A 20,108-nucleotide genomic window follows, 5' to 3' on the forward strand; every position below is an offset into this window, starting at 1 on the left:
CATATCTCTAATATTTTAGCAGGAAAAAACTCCACCAATATAGAAAGTAATTAGTAACAAAAGTCACAGTTGAAAGTTACTAAAAGGGAGTGGAGACTAATGAGTTTTGTTTATGAGGAAGAAAAAATAATGGAATTCTTTTTGCAGAATAAAAGTGAGTTTGAAGAATATCTTTTATCGGAAGCTGTCAATGTCAGGGATAAGATTGAAGAAATTCTGCTGATTGGAAATGTCGACCTTTTGAATAATGCTCATAAACTCATCCGTTATATAGTGGAACAGAATGAAGTGGATATGATTGCCTTTGCCGAACAAGAGGGAGTTACGTGGGCAACCCACTCCTTGACGCTTTCATTCAAGCTGGAATGGATTCAGGCCATCCGCCGAACACTTTGGACCTTTCTTTATAAGTTCGAAAGTGCAAAAGTAGTGTTTAGTGAATCCAAAACCTTTTTTGAATTAGAGAAAAAAGTGAATGAAAAGGTTGATGTATTTCTTAAATCCTTTTTCGTCAGTTACTCCGATTACAAAGACAAATTGATTCTGGCCCAGCAAAACTTGGTGGAAAATCTGTCCGTCCCGATTATTCCAATCACTTCCACCACCTGCGTCCTTCCTTTAATTGGGACAATCGATGATTCACGTATACGGATAATCGAGGAAAAGGTATTGCTGGAGATAGGTAAACTACGGATACAGACCTTAATCTTGGATTTATCCGGTATCATTGAAATGGAGGTTGAAATCATTAATGATTTATTGAAAATCCTCGATGGAACGGCAATGATGGGGTGTAAAGCTGTAGTGACTGGTTTACGCCCTGAAGTGGTTACCAAAATGATCCGTTCAGGGGTTCAAATCGAAAGTAGAGCAGAGACAAAGGGGACGCTGCAGCAGGCCTTGAAAGACTACCTTGTAGTTACCTAAATCGGAAGTCGCCATGATTTGGTGACTTTTTCTTGTGGGTAATTTGGTATATTAAGAAAATCAATTCGCTGTTTTTTTCGACTCGAATAAGTAAATGGAATCGGGGAACGGATGCTTCGAAGCAATTGAACGTTGATTTCAGCGGATTGCTGAAATCAACTGGAATTTTTTTTAGAAAAAACTGTAGGCAAACAGAATTTTCTTCGAATTTGTCTACAGTCTTGAACCCTCACTTCAGCAGTGAATAGACATATGTATCATGAGGGACACCATTTTGGTATATATAACTCCTTAATATTCCTTCCTGGATGAAGCCCAGCTTAACCAATAGATCACTGGATGGCTGGTTTTCCAGAAAAACAACCGCGCCGATGCGAGTTAAGTCAAGGTCGTTGAAGCCGTAAGCGATAATTTCTTTAAGAGCCTCTGAAGCAAATCCTTTGCGCCAATGTGCAGGATGGATTTCATAACCGATTTCGGCCCGTCTGTATTTGGGACTGTGGGCATGAAAACCTATTGTACCAATCAATTCTTGCGTATCCATGCGTTCAATTCCCCATCGAATCGCTCGTTTTTCAAGATAGTTTTTCGCAAAAGTTACCACAATATCCTGCGCCTGCCCGACAGTTTCCAATGAATCCTGACCATAAAAGCGGGTAACTTCATCTTTTGATAAACATTGGAAAAGGGCTTCCGCATCACTTTCACGAATTTCCCTTAATCGTAACCTTTCCGTGTTCAATACAGGAAACATATTATTCCCTCCACATATATCAGTTTTCTATCTATTCGGTCTCAACGATGGTTTTTCCTTTATTATGAAGTGCCTATTTTGCCGGTATTTTCGGTGATAATCGGACAAGCTAACATTAGAAAACGTAATAAATAGCATTATGAAGGGGAGATGCATCATGGGTAAAAAACATCGCAACCGTACCGGTTCACCGAAAAAGAATAACCATATTCCGAAAGCGGACATCATTGCAGAACATGAAGCACACGGTAAGGAATATTCTGCGAATAAACGAAAGAACGGCCCTGGTTCCAATACCGATTGATGGGTCAAACTTAGGGACCGCTCTAGCCTTTAAGGGCAGGGCGGTTTTTTGTGTTTCTTGCCATCAAGGGGTTCATCCTATATCTTTAAGATTGTAAAGAACCATTGAAGGGAGTTAGGATGATGAAAGCACTTGTCTTTGATAATTTCGGCGGACCGGAAATCCTGTCTGTAAGGGAAATTGCAGAACCTGAACATTCAAAATCAGCCGTGATCGTTCGAATGAAAGCAATCGGATTGAATTTTGCTGATGTATATAGAAGGAAAGGGAATTATCACTTGGTGGGTGATCCTCCATTTATTCTAGGTTATGAAGGGGCGGGGGTCATCGAATATGTCGGGGAAGATGTTCATCATGTGAAAGCAGGTGATCGTGTAGGATTTGCTGATGTTCCCCATGCCAATGCGGAGCTGGTTTCAGTTCCAGCGGATAAACTATTACCGCTGCCTGAGGGCATTTCCTTTGAAACGGCCGCTTCCGTTTTACTTCAAGGATTGACTGCGCAATATTTAACTCATGACAGTTATCCAGTAAAAGAAGGGGAAACCATTCTGGTCCATGCAGCTGCAGGCGGAGTCGGTCAATTACTGACACAGATGATCAGGATGAAGGGCTGTCAGGTCATTGGATTGACTTCATCAAATGATAAAGCGTCTGTTGCCAAACAAGCGGGTGCCGATCATGTTTTCCTTTACGGATCCGACTGGGTGAATTCCATTAAGGGTGTAACCGGCGGGAAAGGCGTTAATGTCGTTTATGAATCAGTAGGACAAACTTTGCTGGATAGTTTCGAGGCGACCAAGACTGGTGGAACAGTCGTTTTCTTTGGAATGGCGGGCGGAGATCCAGAGAAAATCGATCCGAGAATGTTGATGGATACATCCAAAGCATTGATAGGTGGAGACCTCTGGAACGTCTTGACTACCCATGAAGAACGGAAAAGAAGGACCGCAGAGTTGTTTGAATGGATCATGTCAGGGAAAATCCTCATTGAAAAACCGACTCTTTTTTCGTTGGAAAATGGGGCGGATGCACATAGACTTCTTGAAAGCCGGAAAAGTACGGGGAAGATATTATTAATACCATAAAACGTATGAGGGTCATCCATTCAAATGGGGGCCTTTTTTCATTCCTTTCTTAAATGGGCCCGCCACATTCAACTCCTTGTTCATACTGATGATCAGAATCTTTTTCAGTTCCTTTATATAGACCTTTCCTTAGACCCTTGGATAACTCATTTATAAATGCCCTTGCCCTTACAGGGGTTAGGGTCTGCTGTCAAAACAACCTGCTGACCAAGTTCCCTTATCCACATGATTCATATGCAACCCACGAATTCAAAGGGGAAATCAACAGTGGGCCATCCCCAAACCACAATCGTCATTCTGCAAATCACAGTCGACATTCGTTATCCACATACCCCAAAGACCGCAAAAAAAGAGAACGGATTCGTTCTCTTGAACAATCTGTATGAAAAGGCATGGGGAATCACACGAAACTTAATGCTCCGTGTGAATGTTAGCAAGTGGAAATAGAGAGAACATCCAGACGCTCCTTTTGGATTGCGAAATAGGATTGGAGGGTTTCCTTTTTCTTTGTGAGGGGAGAATTCCGGGCAGACGGGGCCACTGCATGGTTGCCGAATTTAAGGATCAAGGTCAACAGCCTGTCCAACTGTCCATATGTATCGTTTCTAATACGTGTCATATATTCGGCAGCGATCTGCTTATCATCATGCGTACTTTTCTTTTTTCCTTCTGCTCTCAGTTCTTCGGTCACTGTCTTCACACGGGAAATGAGCCATGTCTCGCACCAGCCGTTCAGTACATTGCGGATGAATTCCGCCTGATGGTATTTATTGAGAATGGGTTCGATATGGTCAGCCATTTCCAAATCATTCACTTCCCGGCCTAGAGCTTTCTCGGAGATGTCCCGATGAAAATGAACACGTTCAAGCAAGCTTTTGATGGATTCCGCCTGGTGTGAAAACTTTACCATCTGTTCCAGGGTTTCGTTATAAATGATCTTGCTTAAATAGGCAGATGCTTGTTTTGGTGCCAGTAGTAACTGCTTATTGGCAGGAAGGGCCTTGCCAAATTTCTTAAGGGAATGAGAATAGACGAAACGGGCTAATTTCAGCAGTTCCTGTTGGGTATCATTGGAAAACTCTGGATTTGTCGCTTCTTGTAGAAATGAACGGAAAATATATTTGCCGATCCGTTCCAATTCCCTGCATACAGAATCATTGATATGCCCAAGGAAGCCAGAGTTGAAAATCGTTCTTCGCAACAATGTCCGTTCCGCCCGATTTTCCTTATACTGCTCCAAGACGCCTCCGGTAAAGGTGAATACCAGAACTTCTTTCTTTGAAAAAGCCCTGCTTGCAAAAGAAATCCTCACTAAATGGCCTAAAGCGTCATGGACTGCATCGATTGCATCCAATAAGCGCTTCCTAGTGAAGAGCGAGCTGGAATCAGGAACGATTTCACTATAATCGAATAGTACTTCTTCAGACTTCAAAACAGACATTCGAAAAGCGCCCATCAGCAGCAGCCGTTTTCCATGAATCGTTAAGATTTTGAAAGCATCGCTATAAAAGAAACGGTATTTCTTGCAGTAACGGTCCGTCTTCCTGTTAAAACCAAGATTGCTTGCAGGCCCCAGGTTAAACTTATATAAAATGTCTTCGCCCTGATGAACAGGCACAAACACTTTTTTTAGTGATCCTTGAGGGGCGGTGAATTTATTGATGATCTGCCTTAAGTACTTTTCTGTTGTCCCGACTCCTCTGGCCATCATATGAAGCGGGCTCTGGATGACCCCATCCCAATCACTGTGAAGCAAGGCGTACAAACACGTATCGAATTCAGTGGAAGATACATTTCTTAATAGGTATTGGTAGGTTTCTTCATAAATCATACGGTTTTGTCCCCTTTGGTTTTTCTATGACGCAGTGTCATTTTTCAAAGATAATGCGATGTTCTATCTGTGCTATCACAAATATCAATGGCTAATTCGTAACGAATGCTGTACCATTTCGTTTTATTCATTTTCCATTTGTTATAGTTGCATGAAACAAGGCATCCATCCTTTTCAAGAATAAGGATTGTCTGTTTGACTGTACCCTTCGACCAAAAGGGCATCTGCCTTTGCAATTGTTCATAAGTCTGGCAAATCCAATCCCTCCCGTCCCGTTCCACGCCATAACCTTCAATCAAAGAATGAAGATGTACCAGCATCAGAGCTTTTTGCAAGCCAATCGCTTTCGCCAAATGGGGGTTGAGCCCCATCTCATATCTCTGATCGAGTATCGTTTCCAATTCCATTTTCATTTACATCCCTCCCGAATGGTTTGGTTCGACCCTATCGAATATCTGGTATTTATACATCGAAAAGAACGAACTTCACCATCTATATAAACAATGAATCGGAAAAAGTAGCATCGTTGGAAAAAATAAGTTTTATGATTTGGAAGAAATGATATTTCGACATATTTCAAGAATAGTAAAATTGTTTCACAAAAGTGATAAACTGGGTAAATGGAAACGTATTTGACAAGGAGAGATTTTAAAAACCATGATACTTTCGCTACTCATTTTCATCTTAAAAGGAATTTTAATGAAAATACCATTTGCCATATTGGGACTTTCCTTGATTCCGCAGAGATGGACAAACGCAATCACCAAAAAGGATATACCCTTTTTCATTGAACAGGTGCTGAGACTTTTAGTTTCTGCTGCCGTATTATTTTTCGTTATCGATATTATGTTAGTGGATCTTACTGCCGCAGCATTCTTTTCGAGTTTTGCCATCATTCTTGGGCTCATTCTCATCATTGATTCAAGAATGTATGTGTACAGTGCCAGGGCATCTTTAATGACCCGACGAAATCGGAGGGAAAATGAAACTGCGAAGAAACCAAAAACACCATGGAACGTACATTTCAACAGTTTGTTAGGGGGCATTTTGATTGCAGCATGGGTTATCATGTTGTTTTACCCCATCACTTTTGCCGCAGATCTGCATGGCTTGGCAAAGGTCGATAAGAAAAATGAGTTGGAAGAAGTTCAAGATATTAAAACCATGCCGCTTGTTACAGTGAAAATGGCAGACGCAAAAGGCGATGCCGCGATTAATAAAATAGAAAATGCATCATATTTCACTGAAGGCGAATACCGTCTAACCAATATAAATGATCAATTGGCTTATACTTCACCCATTGAAATGGACGGATTTTTGAAAGCCGGGAAAGCGGAGTACACGCCAGGTTATAATCTGATTTCCGCCGTATCGACGGATAAAGGGGCAAGTACGGTAAAAGGGAAGATGCTGTATGCTCCCTCACAGTACCTCGATCATGATTTGGAAAGGACCATCCGGAAGGCCTATCCGAATAAAATCATCCATGATTCATATTTGGAACCGAACGAAGATGGAAAGCCCTACTTCGTAGCTTCTGTGGGGCATTATTTGAAATACCGCAGCGGGTCCGTAGTGGACGGGGTGGTATTGGTGAATCCGGAAACGGGGGATACGAAATACTACCCAAAAGGAAAAGAACCTGAATGGGTGGATCGAACATTCACGCTGGAAACAGCCCTGGAATATTGGACCTACTGGGGGAAATATGTTCACGGGTGGAAAAACCAATCCCTGATCGGGCCGAAGAAAGATGTCTTGATACCTAATGAGGATAATATGCAGGTCACGTTTAACGAAAAAGGCGAATTGATTTATGTAGTGGACTTTACAAGGGCTAAATCAAAAGGAAACTCCAAAACCTTGGTAGGTTACGGTGTTTTCAATGCCAAAACCGGTGAAATGACGTACTACAAAGGTGTCACGTCCGTTCTAACTGGAAAGGAAGCAAAATCCAACGCCAATGCGAGTGAATTTTTGTCTAAATATCCAGGCTGGAAAGCCACTAATGGAATTTTCTATACGATATACGGTGCTCCCACTTATGTCATTCCAGTTACAAAGGGCAGCAAGTTTCAAGGTGTCGCGATTGTTTACGCCAATAGCGATAATCCCCAAGTGGTCTTCGGTAAAACGAAAGACGAAGCTTTCCGGAATTATAAAAAACTGATTGCATCTTTAGGGAAAGTCAGCGGTATAACGCCACAAAAAGGATTTGAGATGAAAGAAATAAAGGGGAAAGTAACAAGGATCAACGACGCCAATCTCCCAAATGGATATGTTTTTCATTTAATCGTCGAGGGTAGTGCCAAGAGATTCTCAGTGGACCCTGGGGTCAATGCGCTATCCGATGTTGTATTGACGAATGTAGGAGACCGGGTTGTACTGAAGGTGATGGATATGGAAGAAGATGTCGTTCCAGTCGATCAATTCACTAATCTGGACTTACCAAAGAAATAAAAGCATTAGGATGGAACGGGTGGATACAGGCTGGCCATCTCCACTATATGAAACACTAAACCAATTATTAAAGCATGAAAAAAAGCATTGTAATCAGCAATGCTTTTTTTCATGTCTTCGAATGATTGTCATTATAAGTCCGATAGATTGAATGTGAGGATGGATTCCATATAATATCCCTTTTGAATGACGGCTTTTATGGCGAAGTGCCCATTTAACCGTTTCCGTACCCGGTACAGGAGTGAAGCGATTTCTTCTGCCGTCACGATTTGCTCGGGATCACCGAGTCTCTCTGGCCATACATGCTGGACAATCTCTTCCTTCGAAATAAGGTTGTCCAAATTCTCATAAAGTAACTTAAAGCAATTGAATTCCTTTGTAGGCATTTTAATGGGTGCTTCTTCATTGATGATCACGGTCTGAAGGTGCTCATTGATTGCCAAGGTTTGCTTGATATCGGGGTTCACCGGCGTGAAATCCCGTGTTAAGTCATTGTCGATGGAGATCATGAATTCAATCAATCCATTAATCAAAGTAATGGAATCCCCCGGTTCAATGAGACAGGGATTGCCCGGTACGAGCGGCATCTCGTTTACCGAGGTACCGTGTTTGCTTGCCAAATCCTCAATGAAGAGCTGTCCTTCCTCCATATAAATCCGGCAATGTTCCCTGGAAACGAAGTCATTGTAAAGCTTGAAATCAGCTTTGGAGTGCTGGCTTGCACGGCCAATCAGCAGGCTTTTCCCTTCAAAAACATAGGCGAATTCCTCGGTTTGACCTTTGTGCAAAGCCCTCAATACAACCTTGAAAGTTTTATAGATCATTCACTTCACACCTCTTAAAAGTCTGAATATTTAAATTATTTTCATGGATTTATCATTTTGGCTACATGGCTGTTTAGTGGGTTCAATCTTATAATTATAAATTATCAGTCGCTTACTTACTAACGAAAAATGAAAAAATACAAATTAGGCACACAGCCATTATAACAAAGAGAAATGATGGATGAAGAAAGTAACTCTATTTTTGCTGATATTCGCTTTGACTGTGGGAGGAGTATTTTTATGGCGTTTCCTCAAAGCCGACCAGGCAGCACCGGAAGAAGTATGCGATGAAAATGTACCTTACGCTTGAACGCAATGGAAAAGGAGTTGACCAAAGGTGAGTATGTGGAGAGATAGGATAAATGCCTTCAGCATCCTGCTGATGATCATTAGCATGATGGTATATATTATTTTTCCCCAGCCCTTTACCCTCATTCTGTACTGTATATTTGGCATTGCCTTTATCAGCCTGACTTTACTGAATTAAGCATATCCTGGATTGGAGAGGGATGTTGGAGACGAAACGGGAAGGAAGAAGATAGAAAAGGTGGGGGAGCAAGGTGAAAACATCAAGACCCATATTTTTTAACCTTTCAATCGCTTTTTGAGAGGTTTCTTTAATAGTATCCGCGACAGCAATCACGTTGGGTTAGCTTGATGGGCATGTGGCGGTACCCCATTATAAAAAAAAGTACCCTATAGGTAGACTTTTTTAGTGTCTACTCTATAGGGTACTTTTTAGTAGGCTAAATTCCTCAATACGACCCTTGTCAGTAGAAAAGTAACAAGAAAAACTGTTAACTAGATTTCAAATTCGTGGCTATTCCTGAACTGTCTTGGCGTAACGTCTGTATGTTTTTTGAATACTTTTGTAAAGTAACTCTGGTCATTAAAATTAAGTATGAAACTTATCTCTGATACAGTATAATCGGTAAGAATTAAAAGCCTTTTTGCTTCCTCGATACGCTGCCTCTGAATATATTCACTTACTGGAATACCCGTTTCCTTTATGAATAACTGTGACAAATAGCTTGGATTTAATCCGGTGTGCTCACCAAGGTTTTCCAGGGTTATCTTCCTATATAAATGCTTAAAAATATAATTTTGACAGGACAATACCGGTTTAGAAACAATTTGCCCCTTATTTCTTCGCTCGACATCAACAAATTCAAGAAGTGCGTCAATAATGGCATTTTCTACCTTATAGATTGCTTCTAATTCTTCAATATGCTGAATGTGAATATCACTCATTGTATATGCGGTTTCCCAGTCTAAACCTCCGTTTATAGCGGCTCGTGTCCAAAGCGTAACTGCAGTTATGGCAAAATTCTTCCTGCTTCTTAAATAGCTTTGTTTGGATAAAGTTCCAATCGATTCCTTAGGGAAAGACAGATAGGCCTTTAACGCTTCATCCTTTTTTCCAACCTTAATGAGGTGGTACAAATTTTTCTCAAAACTCGGATCCATATGGAAGAATTTGTTTTCACGCTGATTCAACACTATGACATCAAGATGGTCGGTTGGGGTAACTTTGGGTGAATAGATATAGGACTGCTCCAATACTTCGTTCACCTTAAGAGTTTTCCCACAAACAAGGTAATAGAGGAGCGTTCCGATATAAGCCAGCCTCTTTTGGTTAATCACTGGGATGTTCTCGTAATATTGGAACCACTGATCATGATAGTTGCCTGGCACTTTGTTATCTATTATAAGGATTTTTTTGGATTCCTCGGTTAATTCTTTATAGCAAGATGGTCCAATCACAATGGTTCCCAAAGATGGATGACCAGGCAGGCGTAGAACAAGAAAGTGCTCCAAAAAATTAGTCATATGGATAGCCGGCAATAAAGTTCTTTGGTAAAAATGTGTAATTTCACCAAGAAGCTCTTCAATCCCTTCGAATAAGGGATTAGCTTTAAAAGTTTCAGGTAATTTAATTGTGACTTTTTTATTCTCATTTAAATAAAAAACAGGTATGTCGAATGTTTTGAACATAAGATTGCAAATATATGGAATATCCTTCCTGTTAACCATTCTATTCATTTTCATATCACTTGCCTTTTTTTAGATAACTTATTTGTTTTAAATAGATATATCAAAATAACATTAGCTTACTGTAAAAGATCCAAGCCCCATAATGGAATATCCTATTATTGATTTATAGAACTCTACTTTTCCCGCGCCAATAAGTCGGAAATAATACTCTTTCCAAATTCTTCGAATGATTATTTTGACCCGTTTTTTAAAAAATCTGTATAATTTTCAACTTACTAACCTTTAATATAAAACCCTTTCATTTCACCAAAGTCCAGTTTTGACAAATAATAAGGATTATGAAGCAAAGTTAGGCATTTTCACCTGTTTCCTTCGACACCTTGAAATTACACCAAATACCTACTAATTATACCATATATATTAAATATTGTTCTGTAACATTTAGAAGGCAATAATAATTTTGAAAGAGGAGCTGGAAAAATGGTTGGTTTATTAGATGGGAAACGGAAACTTACCGTACTAAGCCTTATTTTTACTTTGGTTCTTAGTATGGTAACTATTCCACTGACGACATCTGCTGAGGCAAATTCGTTTCCGTGGATGAACAAGGAACTTTCTGCTGAAGAAAGAACTAATTTGTTGGTGGATGCAATGACACTGGAGGATAAAGTACATTTTATCACCGGTAATTTGAACAATTATTATGGCTTTTATAATAAGGGAGAAGAGAAATATGGGATTCCCGCGTTAACAATGGCAGATGGGCCTGTCGGGGTCCGGATTGCAAATCCGGATGTGCAGAATAAACAATCGACTGCTTTGCCTGCTGCGATTGGATTAGCTGCAACCTGGAATACGGAAACGGCTAAAAAATATGGGGAATTACTTGGGAATGAAGCATTTAATACAACACACAATGTATTGTTAGGACCTGGACTAGATATTGCTAGAAATGCTTTTGGAGGAAGGAACTTTGAATCCTTAGGAGAAGATCCATTCTTACAATCACAAATGGCTACAAATTATGTGAATGCGGTTCAAAACAACAATGTATTAGTTACAGCGAAGCATTATCTATTAAACAATCAAGAAAAAGATCGCTTCACAAGTGATTCACAAGCAAGTGAGAGAGCAATAAACGAAATATATGCAAGACCTTTCGCAAGTGTGATAAAAGATGCAGATTTAGGTAGTGTGATGTGTTCCTTTAACCAAGTAAATAGTATGTATGCTTGTGAAAATGAAGATATCCTAACGAAACTATTGAGAGGAAATCTAAATTTTGCTGGCTTTGTCATGAGTGATTACGGGGCAAACGTAAGTACTTCAGAATCAATTAATGCTGGGTTGGATCTTGAAACGCCTGGAGACCCTAATGGTTTTTGGGGCGATCACTTAGTACAAGCAGTGAAGAACGGAAAGGTAAGTGAAGAAACAATAAACCAAAGTACGTATCGCATTTTATATCAAATGTTTGATAAAGGTTTATTTGATAACCCTGTGCAAAATAATGAAATTGACGCAAAAGCACATGGTGCAATTGCTCGACAAATCGCTGCAGAAGCAATGGTTTTACTTCAAAATAAAAAAGATGTCTTACCGTTAAATACGGAAAAACTAGATTCAATTGCTGTAATCGGACCGGATGCAGATACTGCTTCTGCTGCGGGTGGGGGTAGTTCTCTTGTGAATCCTACTTATACTGTAAGCCCACTTGAAGGGATTAAAAACCGTGCAGGGAAAAATGTAAAAGTAGAATATGCGGCTGGAACAGATCCAATTAGTGCGGGAGATATTCTTCCAGGACCAAATTCTATACCATCTGCATTCCTAAAGCCATCAGCTGATGCAATAGAGAATGGATTAAAAGCAGAATACTGGTCGAATAAAAACATGGAAGGCGACCCGGTTTTTGAACATACAACAAAACAAGTTAACTTAAATCTAGGATTTTATAATTTCGAAGGCTTTAATGCTCAATCTTCTAAATTAGATAAACTTCCTACAAATTTAAATGGCATGATGTCGGCAAGCTATACAGGAGTAATCAACGTACCAAAATCTGGTGAGTACAAACTTTCTACCACTAGCTATGGTTCTAGTAAAGTATATATTGATGGCAATCTCGTTATAGATAATGCTGGAGAAGAACTTGGCACTGAAGAGAAAACTGTAACATTAGAAGCAGATAAAAACTATGATGTTAAGATTGAATATAAAACAGATTATCCAAATGCTTCTAGAAATGATGATGGCGGTCAATTACGTTTCGGCTGGGAAGCTGCTGACGATGTTGTAGATGATAATATTGCTAATGCAGTTGAGCTGGCGAAAAAATCAGATGTAGCTGTTATAGTAACAAGAACGTTTGATAGTGAAGGTTATGTAGATCGTTCCGATATGGAATTACCAAATAACCAAGAACAACTTATCAAAGAAGTTGCAAAAGTGAATAAGAATGTGGTTGTTGTAAATGAAAGTGGTATTGCTATTGAAATGGGAGCTTGGAAAGATAATGTTGCTTCTATTGTACAAGCTTGGTATCCCGGACAAGAACAGGGGAATGCTATTGCTGACGTATTATTTGGAGATGTAAATCCATCAGGTAAATTACCTGTTACTTTCCCAGTCGATGAAGATTCAACACCAGTATCATCGGAAGAACAATACCCTGGTATCGACGAAGTGTCAAAATACACGGAAGGTATTTTTGTAGGGTATCGTGGCTTTGAAAAAGCTGGGATAAAGCCAGCCTTCTCCTTTGGACATGGTTTATCTTATACAGAATTTGGCTACAAGAATTTAAAAACAAAGGTAACCTCTTCAAAAGACTCAGAAGAACCTACCTTTAAAGTATCATTAAACTTACGTAATACAGGCGATGTAACCGGATCAGAGGTTGTACAAGTGTATACTGGCAAACTGCCAACAGACGTAGAGACTGCGCCAAAACAATTAGCAGGCTTCCAGAAGGTAGAATTAAAGCCTGGTAAACAAGAAAGAGTAACTATTAAACTCGATGCAAAAGCCTTCGCTTATTATGATGAAGAGAAAAATGAATGGGTAATGCCTTCGGGTCAAGTACCTATTTACGTTGGTAGTTCTTCTGCTGATATTCGCTTAGAAGGTAGTATCACTGTTTCCAATGATAACAGTAAGAATTTTAATCAAGTGAGCAATGCAAATTCAGATAAAAATAATCTAGCAAAAGCAAACACGAATAAAGCAAAAGCAAACACGAATAAAGCAAACAAAAACAAACGTATTAACCCAAGTAATAAGGACAGTCTATCTAGAAGATAATCCTTTTCCCCACAATGAATTTACGTTCATGTGGGGAATTTTTTTCAGATGAGGTGAGAAAATGAATTCCTATCGGAAAAGAACGATCTTAATCCTCCTTCTCCTGGTGTTATTTATAATGTTTATTAGTCGATTCAATTCTTATCTTGAAAGGGAAGAAATTTCGCAGGAAAAAGAAGTTTCTGTTTGGCTTACGACTGGTGATCAAAAGAACTTGTTAACTAGTAAATCCCCTATTCTTTTTTCAGACAAGGAAAAAACAAATGTGCAAACTATAACAATTGATCGTAATACAACTTATCAAACAATGGACGGTTTTGGAGCAGCCATTACTGGTTCTTCTGCCTATTTGATTCATAAAAAAATGGATGAATCGAAGCGGGAATATTTATTAAATGACTTATTCACCTCTAACGGAATTAATATCAACTATATTCGGCATACCATTGGGGCTTCTGATTTTTCTGTAGATGAGAATGGGAATCCAAGCAGCTACACATATAATGATACAAATGGTGAGCTGGATTTGGAACTAAACCATTTTTCCATCGAAAAAGATCAAGATGTAATTACTACCTTTCAGGCTGTCCTGGCAAAGAAAAGAGATATTAAGATTGTTGGATCTCCATGGACAGCCCCACCCTGGATGAAATATGGTGTAAAAATATTCAATGGCCGGTACTTAGACTATACCAATGAGGAAATATATAGAGCCTATGCTAATTATTTTGTTCGTTATGTACAGGCTTACGAACAAAAAGGGATTCCTATTGATAGCATTACCATTCAAAATGAGCCTGAATTTACTTCACCCAATTATCCGACGATGAGCATGAGTGCAGAAGAACAGGCGAAATTCATTGGACATTATTTAGGTCCAGTATTTGAGTCGAACGGTATCGAAACGAAAATCATCGCCTATGATCATAATTGGGAGGGGGCTTTAGATTATACTACAGCTTTGTTTCAAAATGAGGACGCAAAAAAATATACAGATGGTACTGCGTTTCACTGTTATGAAGGTACTCCGGCTGCAATGACCCAAGTCCATACAAATTTTCCTGATAAAAATATTTATTTTACCGAATGTAGCAGCGGGGAATGGAGCGAAGACTTTGGGGATAATTTAAGCTGGCAAATGTCCAATATTATCATTGGTGCCCCTCGGAATTGGGCAAAAAACGTATTGATGTGGAATATCGCACTCGACGAAAATGGAGGGCCCACAAATGGCGGCTGTGAGAACTGCCGTGGGGTTGTAACGATTAATCAAGCAACCGGTGAAGTGAAGAAGAATGTAGAATACTACGCCATTGGACACGCCAGTAAATTTGTTAGGTCTGATGCCGTTCGGATTGCCTCCACCACATACCTGAGAACAATTGAAACCGTAGCCTATCAAAACCCTGATCACTCTAACGTTTTAATTGCCTCAAATCCAAGTGGAAAAGATCAAGAATTTCAAGTGAATGATGGAGGGGCATTCTTTACTTATACTCTTCCTCCTAAAAGTGCTGTTACTTTTACCTGGGAGTCGAAATAATAAGTTTATTTATACTTTGATGCAATCAAGGTAATAAATCAATGGAAACAAAAAATTAATTCCTGGCACCAAGGCATTCGGATATAGATTAGTGAACAGCGTGGATCCAAAGTTTTAAAGTAACCAACGTCAGCGTTTTTGCCTTCGTGCCAAGTTTTTAAGGTTATCCTTTTCAACTTTTAGTAATGTATCCATTTTCGGATTTAGCTTATCAAGGGGTACAGCCAACATTTTAACAAAAATATACGCTAAGACAATATTTGGAACAAAAAATCTGATTAGCCCTACTCTAAGGGCAATCAGATTTTTTAATCAAAATGAAATTACATTTAAGTAAAACATTACAAAACTAGGAGCACATATTTGTATATTTTCGGCAAGGAATTCTTTGTTCTTTTCAATACCACGTTTTTTGCACCAAGCTACTCCACTAAATGCGTGGTAAAAAGATTAAAAAGGTAGAAAATTTTCTAAATTTGGCAAGGTCCGGATGCTTTTGTATCCCAATATAAATTCCTCTTTAGTCTCTGGGTACACGTCCCATACATACTGCTTTATCTTTGTGAAGTCTATTTCAGATGGACCTCCATGGGCACTTTCAAAATCAATAAGCCCAGATATCTTTGATTCATTAAGAACTAATATGTTACCTGGACGAAAGTCCATATGAACTACGCATGGACCATCCACTTCCTGATGTCGAGACAAAACTTCGTTGTAGTAAGCGATACATTTTTTCAATAAATTAGTATCCAGTATCTCCGAACATGGTGTTTCTAAATCTTCTAATTGATGACGAATATATAGCCACCAATTATTACCTTCGACATAATGAAAACCTTCTTTGTGTCATGCCCAAACCCTGGCATTTTTATATTATGTCGAATCCTCCACTCGATTGGCAAGTTTCTGTTCACCTGTTTGGGAAGATTGTAGATAATGTAAAAAAGCCCGCCGAATCAAAGGCTGGCTTCAGACTGTAGACAAAATCGTAGAAAGCGAGTTTGCCTACAGTTTTTTTCTTTAAAAAACGTTCCAATTGATTTCAGAAATCCGCTCCCTTTCCGCCGACTGTCTGCCAAGCCTCCTTGCCGCAAGCGTCTGTGGGGTCTCGTCTAGCCAGTTATTCGGCAGGAGTGTCGCAAATTTCTTCAATCCAATGAGGGTTTCATCCATATAAAAAAGTAAAAAAACATGGAGGATAACCAAGTCTCATTAAAATCATGGTTCGGAATGAGACCATTCCGAACCCCCTTTTGTCGATAAACTGAAGCCTGCCGATTTAACGGCAGGCTTTTTTTGCACAAGCTAATTTTATAACGTCCCTTTTCCTTGTTTTATAGTAAAAATGATACTAAAAGCACATATTTCTGTTGTTTTTTTCAATTTATTGTGATTTTTATAATTTAAAATACCTATATTAACCATTACTGTAGTAATATCACTTAAGGAGGGTGCTGGGATTTTTTAAAATATTCCTATCCCGATTTTTTGAAAAGAGAATTAAAAGGAGGGAATGATAGTATTTGAAAAAATTAATATTGGTAATAGGTGCTTTCATGCTGCTTGGACTAATCTTAATGAATACCTTAACAGATTCAGGAACAATGGCACGGGATGGCATTGAAATTAATACAACATATTTAAAAGACTCAACAGAATTAGTGGCTGATATGAGTATCTCAGGTAACCTTCGTAAAGAGAAAACGCTTGATATAAAAACTCTTTTAAAAGAAGATAATACTATTTCAATAAAGAACGATCAATCTGGTAGTGAAATAGAATGTATAGTAATTAATTCAAAGGGAGAAAAGGTATTCTCTAAAAAAATAAAAGGCGATGCAATTCGTTCATTTGAATCAATGTCTGGAGAAGGAATCATCAAAATAGTTTTAAATAGTGGGAAACATGATGCAATGTTTATTATTAATGGGGATGAGCTTAAAAAAGAATAAATGAGCAATTCTGTATGTGGAATTAATCAGGAAATCATACTTCTTTCGTCCTGATTTCATTTAATCACGCTGAGCAGTATCACAATTTTAAACGGGAATCGACTATATTCTTAAGCAGGAACCCAGTAAGGGTACCTGCTTTCTTTATTTCTAAGGGACAGCGAGGTTATTGCGCTTTACACAATCGTTTTATGAAATCCCGGAAGGCGCCATTGATTTTACATGACTTTAAAAGAGCCATTTTTATCCTGAGACGGTATAATTAATTGGCAGAAGTAGACATTAAAATGGACTGCACCTGTGCTTTATGACGTTTATTAATTGAATCATGAGAGAAAGACCTTTATACAATAAAGTCAAAACAAGAAAAGGAGAAACCATGACAAATGAAACTGGATGGAATTTAGATAATAGTTATGCCCGTCTTCCGGAAAAATTTTTCACGAGCACGAACCCGACTCCTGTACGTTCACCGGAGTTGATCATTCTCAATGATCGTGTGGCTGCATCCCTTGGTTTGGACGTTCAAAAGCTGCAAAGCGATGATGGCGTAGCGGTGTTTGCCGGCAACGAGGTTCCAGAAGGTGCTTCGCCTCTTGCCCAAGCCTATGCTGGGCATCAATTCGGGCATTTTAACATGTTAGGCGACGGCCGGGCGATACTGCTTGGCGAGCAGATTTTGCCTCAAGGCGAGCGGTATGATATCCAGCTGAAGGGTCCGGGAAGAACGCCGTACTCCCGCGGTGGCGATGGCCGGGCTGCACTTGGACCGATGCTGCGCGAATACATCATCAGCGAAGCGATGCACGGGCTCGGCATTCCTACCACCCGAAGTCTGGCAGTGGTGACGACCGGTGAAACGGTAATCCGTGAAACCGTGCTGCCTGGTGCCATCATGACTCGTGTGGCTTCGAGTCATCTTCGTGTCGGAACCTTTCAATTCGGTGCAAAATGGGGTACGGTCGAGGAACTCCGGACCCTTGCCGACTATGCAATAAAGCGTCATTTTCTAGATATTGAAGCCGGTGAAGGCCGTTATCTTGCGCTCCTTCAGGAAGTGATCAAGCGTCAGGCCAAGCTTATTGCCCAATGGCAGCTGGTTGGCTTCATCCATGGGGTGATGAATACCGACAACATGACGATTAGCGGGGAAACCATCGATTATGGCCCTTGCGCCTTCATGGATGCTTTTGATCCTGCAACGGTATTCAGTTCAATTGATACCCAAGGTCGCTATGCCTATGGCAACCAGCCGGTTATCGGGGGATGGAATCTTGCGCGATTCGCTGAATCCCTATTGCCGCTGCTGCATGATGATGAGGATCAGGCGGTTACGCTGGCCCAAGATAAGATTTCCGTTTTTAATGATCTTTATCACGCTAATTGGGTAGCGGGAATGAGAGCAAAACTGGGGATATTCAACGAAGAGACACAGGATGAAGCCCTTATTAATGGCATCCTCAGCATGATGAAAAAGCATGGTGCCGACTATACCAATACCTTCCGTGCTTTGACCTTTAATACGATGGAGGAAACGGTCCTTTTCGGGACACCTGAATTCGCTCAGTGGCAAGAGCTCTGGCAGGCGAGACTTGGCAGGCAGAAGGAATCGAAGGAATCTTCGAATCAGTTGATGCAGAACAGCAATCCTGCGGTTATCCCACGGAACCACCGGGTGGAAGAGGCGTTGGAGGCGGCAGTGGAGCAAGGGGACTACAGCGTGATGGAACGGCTTTTGGCGGTTCTTTCAAATCCTTATGCACACTGCAAGGAACAAGCTGAATACTCGACACTACCTGAGTCAACAACACCTTACCAGACCTTTTGCGGTACCTGATTATAAGTTAGTTTTATGCGTAGAAGCTCCCTCGATTGAAGTTGATCAGTTGTCAACTTCAATCGAGGGAGCCTATTTTGTGTATTCATGCATTAGTAAAAAAGTTTTGTGTGAAGAATATCCATGGCACGCTCAATATCCTCTAAGTCTTCCTTCGATGCATACTGCAGTCGGCTTTGGAAACGGGATTCCACGATTGCAAAGGCTTCGTTCATCATCATTTCCCCTTCTTTCGAGAGACGGATGTATTGTTTCCGTCTATCTTCCGAATCACTTAATTTTTCAATTAGATTCTTTTCGCTTAATTTTTTCAGTTCACGGCTCGTGTTAGGCATGGAAATATGCTGACAGTCACTGATTTCACTTGGAGTGACAGGCTGACTGACTGTGATGTATTCAAGAATATTATATTGAACTGGCGTGATCGAAGTAGATTTAGCATGTTGTGTTAATTCGTGTGTCACTTGATGTACGGAAGTTGTAAATGAGACCCATTTATCAAATAGAGCTTTTTTGTCCATAACTTTCACCTCTACAGAGAAGATAACAAAAGTGTTATCAAAACACAATTATCATTTGACAACAAAAAAAAGGGAGTGCTATATTATTGTTATCAAATGATAAGTAAATAGGGGGGGCGTCATGAACATGTTGGTCATTTACACATATCCAAATCATAAGAGTTTAAGCTATGCCTTTTTACAAAAAGTCATCAAAGGTAGTAAGGAGAACACCAACATAAAGGGGCTGCAGGTGTTGGATTTATATGCTGAGGGCTTTAATCCACTCTTGGAGTTCAATGAGCATAAACGAAGGCGTGATATGCATCGTGATCCTCAGCTTGAAAAATATAGAAACCAGATTACTTGGGCTGACCAGATTGTCTTTGTCTATCCAATCTGGTGGGGGAGGCCTCCCGCCATGCTCATGGGATACATTGATCAATTATTTTCTGCGAATTTTGCCTACAGGGATAAGAAGGGACTGTTACCAGAAGGTCTTCTAAAAGGAAAGTCGGTCGTATGTGTGTCCACGATGAAGGGCCCTGCAAAGTATCCACTTCTCTGGTTGAATGATGCCCATAAAATATTGATGAAGAGAGCGTTGTTCAATTTTGTCGGAATCAAAAAAGTGAAGTTTTTCGAATTCGGTAATATGGAAAGTCCGAAGGGGAAACAAACCCAAAAACTAGAAAAGGTTTATCGGTACTTCAAAAAGGTGGATAGCTAAGTTTTTACGAGATTAATAGTGTGACTTGAATTTTATATTATCGATGAACCTTGATTT

At 39.9% G+C, this 20,108-nt stretch carries 19 protein-coding genes; 11 read left to right on the forward strand and 8 right to left on the reverse strand.

Features of this window, described 5'->3' with window-relative positions:
• The first annotated feature begins 99 nt into the window (after window positions 1-99).
• On the forward strand, window positions 100-927 hold the full coding sequence (locus QUF94_RS05300; protein WP_289314916.1) for an STAS domain-containing protein: 828 nt from the start codon (window positions 100-102) through the stop codon (window positions 925-927).
• A gap of 229 nt (window positions 928-1,156) precedes the next feature.
• On the opposite strand, the gene QUF94_RS05305 is transcribed toward QUF94_RS05300, so the two are convergent.
• Complete coding sequence (locus QUF94_RS05305) at window positions 1,157-1,681, reverse strand: GNAT family N-acetyltransferase (protein WP_289314917.1); 525 nt, start codon at window positions 1,679-1,681, stop codon at window positions 1,157-1,159.
• Between the two features lie 157 nt (window positions 1,682-1,838).
• On the opposite strand from QUF94_RS05305, the gene QUF94_RS05310 reads away from it, so the two are divergent.
• From QUF94_RS05310 to QUF94_RS05320, 3 genes are all read left to right on the forward strand, one after another.
• Window positions 1,839-1,985, forward strand: a complete 147-nt coding sequence (locus QUF94_RS05310) for a hypothetical protein (RefSeq protein ID WP_141994063.1) — start codon at window positions 1,839-1,841, stop codon at window positions 1,983-1,985.
• A gap of 122 nt (window positions 1,986-2,107) precedes the next feature.
• A complete protein-coding gene (locus tag QUF94_RS05315) occupies window positions 2,108-3,073 on the forward strand; it encodes a quinone oxidoreductase family protein (RefSeq protein WP_289314918.1) in 966 nt (321 codons plus the stop codon).
• Window positions 3,074-3,307: 234 nt separating this feature from the next.
• Window positions 3,308-3,520, forward strand: a complete 213-nt coding sequence (locus QUF94_RS05320) for a hypothetical protein (protein ID WP_289314919.1) — start codon at window positions 3,308-3,310, stop codon at window positions 3,518-3,520.
• On the opposite strand, the gene QUF94_RS05325 is transcribed toward QUF94_RS05320, so the two are convergent.
• Window positions 3,504-4,904: a hypothetical protein gene (locus QUF94_RS05325; protein ID WP_289314920.1), complete on the reverse strand. Its 1,401-nt coding sequence runs from the start codon at window positions 4,902-4,904 to the stop codon at window positions 3,504-3,506. The two genes, QUF94_RS05320 and QUF94_RS05325, sit on opposite strands and share 17 nt — an antisense overlap.
• Window positions 4,905-4,948: 44 nt before the next feature.
• On the reverse strand, window positions 4,949-5,317 hold the full coding sequence (locus tag QUF94_RS05330) for a hypothetical protein (protein WP_289314921.1): 369 nt from the start codon (window positions 5,315-5,317) through the stop codon (window positions 4,949-4,951).
• Window positions 5,318-5,603: 286 nt separating this feature from the next.
• Here QUF94_RS05330 and QUF94_RS05335 point away from each other — a divergent pair, with 286 nt between their 5' ends.
• Window positions 5,604-7,364: a hypothetical protein gene (locus tag QUF94_RS05335; RefSeq protein ID WP_289314922.1), complete on the forward strand. Its 1,761-nt coding sequence runs from the start codon at window positions 5,604-5,606 to the stop codon at window positions 7,362-7,364.
• Between the two features lie 131 nt (window positions 7,365-7,495).
• On the opposite strand, the gene QUF94_RS05340 is transcribed toward QUF94_RS05335, so the two are convergent.
• On the reverse strand, window positions 7,496-8,188 hold the full coding sequence (locus QUF94_RS05340) for an FHA domain-containing protein (protein ID WP_289314923.1): 693 nt from the start codon (window positions 8,186-8,188) through the stop codon (window positions 7,496-7,498).
• Window positions 8,189-8,369: 181 nt separating this feature from the next.
• On the opposite strand from QUF94_RS05340, the gene QUF94_RS05345 reads away from it, so the two are divergent.
• On the forward strand, window positions 8,370-8,498 hold the full coding sequence (locus tag QUF94_RS05345) for a hypothetical protein (RefSeq protein ID WP_289314924.1): 129 nt from the start codon (window positions 8,370-8,372) through the stop codon (window positions 8,496-8,498).
• Between the two features lie 491 nt (window positions 8,499-8,989).
• Here QUF94_RS05345 and QUF94_RS05350 read toward each other — a convergent pair whose 3' ends face one another.
• Window positions 8,990-10,231: an AraC family transcriptional regulator gene (locus QUF94_RS05350; RefSeq protein ID WP_289314925.1), complete on the reverse strand. Its 1,242-nt coding sequence runs from the start codon at window positions 10,229-10,231 to the stop codon at window positions 8,990-8,992.
• 432 nt (window positions 10,232-10,663) lie between these two features.
• Between QUF94_RS05350 and QUF94_RS05355 the strand changes: the two genes are divergently transcribed.
• Both QUF94_RS05355 and QUF94_RS05360 read left to right on the forward strand, forming a co-directional pair.
• Window positions 10,664-13,486 (forward strand): beta-glucosidase, encoded by a 2,823-nt coding sequence (locus tag QUF94_RS05355; protein ID WP_289314926.1) that lies wholly within the window; start codon window positions 10,664-10,666, stop codon window positions 13,484-13,486.
• A 118-nt stretch (window positions 13,487-13,604) separates the two neighbouring features.
• Entirely contained in the window at window positions 13,605-15,029 is a 1,425-nt protein-coding gene (locus QUF94_RS05360; RefSeq protein ID WP_289314927.1) for a glycoside hydrolase family 30 protein, read from the forward strand.
• A 450-nt stretch (window positions 15,030-15,479) separates the two neighbouring features.
• Here QUF94_RS05360 and QUF94_RS28730 read toward each other — a convergent pair whose 3' ends face one another.
• Window positions 15,480-15,770 (reverse strand): phosphotransferase, encoded by a 291-nt coding sequence (locus QUF94_RS28730; protein WP_353957738.1) that lies wholly within the window; start codon window positions 15,768-15,770, stop codon window positions 15,480-15,482.
• 282 nt (window positions 15,771-16,052) lie between these two features.
• Window positions 16,053-16,205 carry a hypothetical protein gene (locus QUF94_RS05365; RefSeq protein ID WP_289314928.1) on the reverse strand — a complete coding sequence of 51 codons (153 nt, stop codon included), beginning with the start codon at window positions 16,203-16,205 and terminating at the stop codon, window positions 16,053-16,055.
• Window positions 16,206-16,555: 350 nt separating this feature from the next.
• Here QUF94_RS05365 and QUF94_RS05370 point away from each other — a divergent pair, with 350 nt between their 5' ends.
• Window positions 16,556-16,984: a hypothetical protein gene (locus tag QUF94_RS05370; protein WP_289314929.1), complete on the forward strand. Its 429-nt coding sequence runs from the start codon at window positions 16,556-16,558 to the stop codon at window positions 16,982-16,984.
• Between the two features lie 379 nt (window positions 16,985-17,363).
• Window positions 17,364-18,821 (forward strand): protein adenylyltransferase SelO, encoded by a 1,458-nt coding sequence (locus tag QUF94_RS05375; protein WP_289314930.1) that lies wholly within the window; start codon window positions 17,364-17,366, stop codon window positions 18,819-18,821.
• Between the two features lie 92 nt (window positions 18,822-18,913).
• Here QUF94_RS05375 and QUF94_RS05380 read toward each other — a convergent pair whose 3' ends face one another.
• A complete protein-coding gene (locus QUF94_RS05380; protein WP_289314931.1) occupies window positions 18,914-19,342 on the reverse strand; it encodes a MarR family winged helix-turn-helix transcriptional regulator in 429 nt (142 codons plus the stop codon).
• A gap of 121 nt (window positions 19,343-19,463) precedes the next feature.
• Here QUF94_RS05380 and QUF94_RS05385 point away from each other — a divergent pair, with 121 nt between their 5' ends.
• Complete coding sequence (locus QUF94_RS05385; RefSeq protein ID WP_289314932.1) at window positions 19,464-20,051, forward strand: NAD(P)H-dependent oxidoreductase; 588 nt, start codon at window positions 19,464-19,466, stop codon at window positions 20,049-20,051.
• Window positions 20,052-20,108: the final 57 nt, after the last annotated feature.

The organism is Peribacillus sp. NJ4 (genome assembly GCF_030348345.1).
GTDB lineage: Bacteria > Bacillota > Bacilli > Bacillales > DSM-1321 > Peribacillus.